General features: G+C 70.9%; 4 protein-coding genes. 3 read left to right on the forward strand and 1 reads right to left on the reverse strand.

All coding sequences use genetic code 11. The features are described 5' to 3' along the window. Positions 1 to 124 precede the first annotated feature (124 nt). Positions 125 to 1,945, reverse strand: coding sequence for a glycoside hydrolase family 15 protein (locus ACWD3D_RS32565; RefSeq protein ID WP_451464336.1), 1,821 nt, complete (start codon positions 1,943 to 1,945; stop codon positions 125 to 127). Positions 1,946 to 2,387: 442 nt separating this feature from the next. Between ACWD3D_RS32565 and ACWD3D_RS32570 the strand changes: the two genes are divergently transcribed. From ACWD3D_RS32570 to ACWD3D_RS32580, 3 genes are all read left to right on the forward strand, one after another. Next, complete coding sequence (locus tag ACWD3D_RS32570) at positions 2,388 to 4,052, forward strand: CTP synthase (RefSeq protein ID WP_451464333.1); 1,665 nt, start codon at positions 2,388 to 2,390, stop codon at positions 4,050 to 4,052. A gap of 84 nt (positions 4,053 to 4,136) precedes the next feature. Beyond that, positions 4,137 to 4,763, forward strand: a complete 627-nt coding sequence (locus tag ACWD3D_RS32575) for an NUDIX domain-containing protein (protein ID WP_451464334.1) — start codon at positions 4,137 to 4,139, stop codon at positions 4,761 to 4,763. A 177-nt stretch (positions 4,764 to 4,940) separates the two neighbouring features. Beyond that, positions 4,941 to 5,793 (forward strand): NB-ARC domain-containing protein (locus tag ACWD3D_RS32580; RefSeq protein ID WP_451464335.1); only part of this gene is annotated, 853 nt, incomplete at its 3' end.

Genomic DNA, 5,793 nt, shown 5'->3' on the forward strand with positions numbered 1-5,793 from the left:
GCCGTACTCGTCTGCGCACTGGGCGGCTGGTCCTACGCGGCGGCCCGGGGCGACGACTCCCTCGCGTACGCCAAGAGCCGTCACCAGCACGGGTGACGGACCGGGCCACGCCGGATCGGGCGGGTCAGCCCGCGTACGCCCCGCTGGCCGTCAGGCGCAGCGCGGTGTCGATGAGCGGGACGTGGCTGAACGCCTGCGGGAAGTTGCCCACCTGGCGCTGGAGCCGGGAGTCCCACTCCTCGGCGAGCAGTCCCAGGTCGTTGCGGAGCGAGAGCAGCTTCTCGAAGAGCTGGCGGGCCTCGTCGACCCGGCCGATCATCGCCAGGTCGTCCGCCAGCCAGAAGGAGCAGGCGAGGAACGCGCCCTCGTCGCCCTCCAGGCCGTCCACGCCCGCGTCCTCGCCGGAGGTCGGGTAACGCAGCACGAACCCGTCCTCGGTCGACAGCTCGCGCTGGATCGCCTCGATCGTGCCGATGACCCGCTTGTCGTCGGGCGGGAGGAAGCCCATCTGCGGGATCAGCAGCAGCGAGGCGTCCAGTTCCTTCGACCCGTAGGACTGGGTGAAGGTGTTGCGCTCGGGGTCGTAGCCCCGGTCGCAGACGTCGCGGTGGATGTCGTCGCGCAGCTCGCGCCACCGCTCCAGCGGCCCTTCCACGTCACCGGACTCGATCAGCTTGATCGTCCGGTCGACCGCGACCCACGCCATCACCTTGGAGTGCACGAAGTGCCGGCGGGGGCCGCGCACCTCCCAGATGCCCTCGTCCGGTTCGTACCAGTGCTGCTCCAGGTAGCTGATCAGCTTGAGCTGGAGGCCCATGGCGTAGTCGTTGCGGGCCAGGCCCGTCATGTGCGCCAGGTGCAGCGCCTCGGTGACCTCGCCGTACACGTCGAGCTGGAGCTGGTCGGCGGCGCCGTTGCCGACGCGGACCGGGCCGGAGTTCTCGTAGCCGGGCAGCCAGTCCAGCTCCGCCTCGCCGAGCTCGCGCTCGCCGGCGATGCCGTACATGATCTGCAGGTTCTCCGGGTCGCCCGCGACGGCCCGCAGCAGCCACTCGCGCCAGGCGCGGGCCTCTTCCCGGTAGCCGGTGCGCAGCAGCGAGGAGAGGGTGATCGCGGCGTCGCGGAGCCAGGTGTAGCGGTAGTCCCAGTTCCGTACGCCCCCGATCTCCTCGGGCAGTGAGGTGGTGGGCGCGGCGACGATGCCGCCGGTGGGCGCGTAGGTGAGGGCCTTCAGCGTGATGAGTGAGCGGATCACGGCCTCCCGGTAGGGGCCGTGGTACGTGCACTGCGCGACCCACTCCTCCCAGAACCGCTCGGTCGCCTCCAGCGAGCCCTCCGGCTCGGGCAGGCCGGGCGGCTGGTGGTGCGAGGGCTGCCAGCTGATCGTGAAGGCGACTCGGTCGCCTGGGGAGACCGTGAAGTCGGAGTACGTCGTCAGGTCCTTGCCGTGCGTCTCCGCCTGCGTGTCCAGCCAGACCGAGTCCGGTCCGGCCACGGCGACCGTGCGACCGTCGACCTTGTGCACCCAGGGGGTGATCCGGCCGTAGCTGAACCGCATGCGCAGGGACGAGCGCATGGTCACCCGGCCGCTGACGCCTTCCACGATCCGGATGAGCTGGGGCGCGCCGTCACGGGGCGGCATGAAATCGGTCACGCGTACGGTGCCGCGTGGTGTGTCCCACTCCGACTCCAGGATGAGGGAGTCGCCGCGATAACGCCGCCGGTCGGCGGCGGGCGGTTCGCCGCGTTCGCCGTCCTCGGTTCCCTCGGGCTCCAGCGGACCCAGGCGCCAGAAGCCGTGCTCCTCGGTGCCCAGAAGTCCCGCGAAGATGGCGTGGGAATCGAAGCGTGGGAGGCAGAGCCAGTCGACCGTGCCGTCCCGGCAGACCAGCGCCGCTGTCTGCATGTCTCCGATGAGTGCGTAATCCTCGATGCGCCCGGCCACGTGCGTCTCCAGTCGAACGGCCATGTGTCGCCCCGCTCGGGGGCGCTTGCTGCGTGAAAAAGGAAAATGTTCAGGAGGGGCCGATGAGCCCTTCGGACCGGCGGGAGCGGGCGGGGGTGATGCCGCGGGCCGACCGTCCCCGCTCGTCAGCGAGTGTCCGAGCAGGATACGACGCACCGGTGTGATCCGCGCGATACTCCGTGGATCTTGTCGTGGCCGAAGAGTGGGGCTCGGGGGGCGTGAGGGGGTTTTGTGGCGCTCGTGCGGAGCGTGTGACCGGAAGCAGTGTCTCCAGGTCGCTGTTAGGCTGGTAGCCCGTGGACCGGTGGTCGTGCCCGAGAGCGGACGAGGCCCCCGAACCGCAGCGACGGCACCCCCGGAATCTCCGGTTCGGCAGCCGGTACGTACCCAGATTCGCTACCACGGGAGCCCCCTCTTGGCTATGCAGCCCACATCCACGACGACCAAGCACATCTTCGTCACCGGGGGTGTCGCCTCCTCCCTCGGCAAGGGTCTGACTGCCTCCAGCCTGGGTGCACTCCTCAAGGCGCGTGGTCTGCGGGTCACGATGCAGAAGCTCGACCCGTACCTCAACGTCGACCCCGGCACGATGAACCCGTTCCAGCACGGTGAGGTGTTCGTCACCAACGACGGCGCCGAGACGGACCTGGACATCGGCCACTACGAGCGCTTCCTCGACGTGGACCTCGACGGTTCCGCCAACGTCACGACCGGGCAGGTCTACTCCCAGGTCATCGCCAAGGAGCGGCGCGGCGAGTACCTCGGCGACACCGTCCAGGTCATCCCGCACATCACCAACGAGATCAAGTCCCGCATCCGTCGCATGGCGACCGGCGACGTCGACGTGGTCATCACCGAGGTCGGCGGCACCGTCGGCGACATCGAGTCGCTGCCGTTCCTGGAGACCGTCCGCCAGGTGCGCCACGAGGTCGGCCGGGACAACGTCTTCGTCGTGCACATCTCGCTGCTGCCCTACATCGGCCCCTCCGGCGAGCTGAAGACCAAGCCGACCCAGCACTCCGTGGCCGCGCTCCGCAACATCGGCATCCAGCCGGACGCCATCGTGCTCCGCGCCGACCGCGACGTGCCCACCGCCATCAAGCGCAAGATCTCGCTGATGTGCGACGTGGACGAGAGCGCCGTCGTCGCCTGCGTCGACGCCAAGTCGATCTACGACATCCCGAAGGTGCTGCACACCGAGGGCCTCGACGCCTACGTCGTGCGCAAGCTCGACCTGCCCTTCCGCGACGTGGACTGGTCCACCTGGGACGATCTGCTGGACCGCGTCCACAACCCCGACCACGAGGTCACCGTCGCCCTGGTCGGCAAGTACATCGACCTCCCCGACGCCTACCTCTCGGTCACCGAGGCCATCCGGGCCGGCGGCTTCGCGAACAAGGCCCGCGTCAAGGTCGAGTGGGTCACCTCCGACGACTGCAAGACCCCGGCCGGCGCCGCCCGCCACCTCGCGGGCGTGGACGCCATCTGCATCCCCGGCGGCTTCGGCGAGCGCGGTGTCGACGGCAAGGTGGGCGCCATCCAGTACGCCCGCGAGAACAAGGTGCCGCTGCTCGGCCTCTGCCTCGGCCTCCAGTGCATCGTGATCGAGGCGGCCCGCAACGTCGCCGGCATCCCGGACGCCAACTCCACCGAGTTCGACGCCGCGACCTCCCACCCCGTCATCTCCACGATGGAGGAGCAGCTCGCGTACGTCGAGGGCGCGGGCGACCTGGGCGGCACCATGCGCCTGGGCCTCTACCCGGCGAAGCTCGCCGAGGGCTCGGTCGTCCGTGAGGCGTACTCCGGCGAGCCGTACGTCGAGGAGCGCCACCGTCACCGCTACGAGGTGAACAACGCCTACCGCACGGAGCTGGAGAAGAAGGCCGGACTGGTCTTCTCCGGCACCTCCCCGGACAACAAGCTCGTCGAGTACGTCGAGTACCCGCGCGAGGTGCACCCCTACCTCGTCGCCACCCAGGCCCACCCCGAGCTGCGCTCCCGCCCGACCCGCCCGCACCCGCTCTTCGCGGGTCTGGTGAAGGCCGCCGTCGCGCGTCGGACGCAGGCCGCCGAATCGGGCGAGTAGTCCCGAGGCATTACCGTTGACCGGGGTGCACGTCCGAAGAGGACGGGTGCCCCGGTTTTTCGTGACGTGAGCGGGAGGACGCAGATGGGCATCCAGGACAGGGCCGAGGAATGGCGGGTCACCGCGACGGTGACGCCCTTCACCGGCAACAAGACCAGCGTCCGCACGGACGACGTCGTGATGCCCGACGGCACGGTCGTGGGCCGCGACTACCAGGTCCACCCCGGCTCCGTCGCGATCCTGGCGATCGACGAGGAGGACCACGTCCTGGTGCTGCGTCAGTACCGCCACCCCGTGCGCCACAAGCTCTGGGAGATCCCGGCCGGACTGCTCGACGTCCCCGGCGAGAACCCCCTCGCCGCCGCCCAGCGCGAGCTGTACGAGGAGGCGCACGTCAAGGCGGAGGAGTGGCGGGTGCTGACCGACGTCTACACCAGCCCCGGCGGTTCCGACGAGGCGGTACGCATCTTCCTCGCCCGGGGCCTCTCCGACGCGGTGGGCGAGCGTTTCGCGGTCTCCGAGGAGGAGGCCGACATGGAGCTGGCACGCATCCCGCTGAAGGACCTGGTCCGGGGTGTCCTCGCGGGCGAACTGCACAACAGCTGCCTGGTCATGGGGGTGCTGGCGCTGAGCGCGGCGCGTACGGGGGACGGCGAACAGGCGCTGCGCCCGGCCGAGTCCCCCTGGCCGGCCCGCCCGTTCGAGGCGTAGGCGCGGTACGGCGCCGTCCACCGTTCACCGTCAGTCGGACGATCGCAAGAATTGCTGATCCGATCGGGGGACGTCCCCGCCCCGCCCCGCCCTGATCGGCGGCGCCGCTGAACTACGCTCGAAAGGCCCGCCGGAGTTCCGGCGGGGCACCGGGTGCGGCGAAGTGGAGCGTGGCTCGTGACGGATCAGGCGGTGGACACCAGCGGCCCGGCCCGAGCGCCCGGCACCGAGGAGCCCTCCGGTGCCACCCCACCCGAACTGTTCGGCCGTCAGCGAGAGTTGAAAGCCCTTCAGGAGGACATCGAACGGGCCGGGCTGAACACCATCGCGGGCCGAAAGGCGGCCCGCGCCCGGGTCCTCCTGATCGCCGGACGCGCGGGATCGGGACGCAGTGCCCTCGCCGCCGCCTTCGCGCACACGCTGACCGGCACGGCCCCCGTCGGCGGCTCCATGGGCCCCCTTCCGTGGGCCGCGCCCGGCACCGGCACCGGCGACTACCCGGACGGCGTCCTGCGCGTCAGCCTGACCGGCCCCGACGGCATCCGGGTGCCCGCCGAGCGCACCGCCCGCGAGATCCTCGGCCTGCTCTCCCTCGCCACCCCACCCGGCGCGGACGCCGACGAACTCACCGAGATGGTCCGCGAGGCGCTCGCCGTGCGGCGGCTGCTGCTCCTGCTCGACGACGCGGTGGACGCCGAGCAGGTGGACCCGCTCCTCCCGGACGGCCCCGGATGCCTGGTGCTGGCCACCGCGACCGGCCCGCTGACCGGAGTCCCCGACGTCCGCCCCTGCACCATCGGCGGACTGGACACCGGTTCCGCCGTACGCCTGCTGGCGCGGGTGGTCGGGCAGGTGCGGATCACCGTGGACCCCCGGACCGCCGAGACCCTGGTGGAGGAGTGCGGCGGCCAGCCCGCCGCACTCCTGCTCGTCGCAGGGTGGATCGCCGCCCGCCCGACCGCCTCCGTCGCCTGGGGCATCACCTACCGCACCGGGCACAAGACCGTATGGGCCCGCCTCCCCGTGGACG

The organism is Streptomyces sp. NPDC002690 (assembly GCF_053592415.1).

Bases quoted from the DNA above. Each gene is read 5' to 3' on its own strand.
- ACWD3D_RS32570 (WP_451464333.1), top strand. From the start codon at position 2,388: ATGCAGCCCACATCCACGACGACCAAGCACATCTTCGTCACCGGGGGT.
- ACWD3D_RS32575 (WP_451464334.1), top strand. From the start codon at position 4,137: ATGGGCATCCAGGACAGGGCCGAGGAATGGCGGGTCACCGCGACGGTG.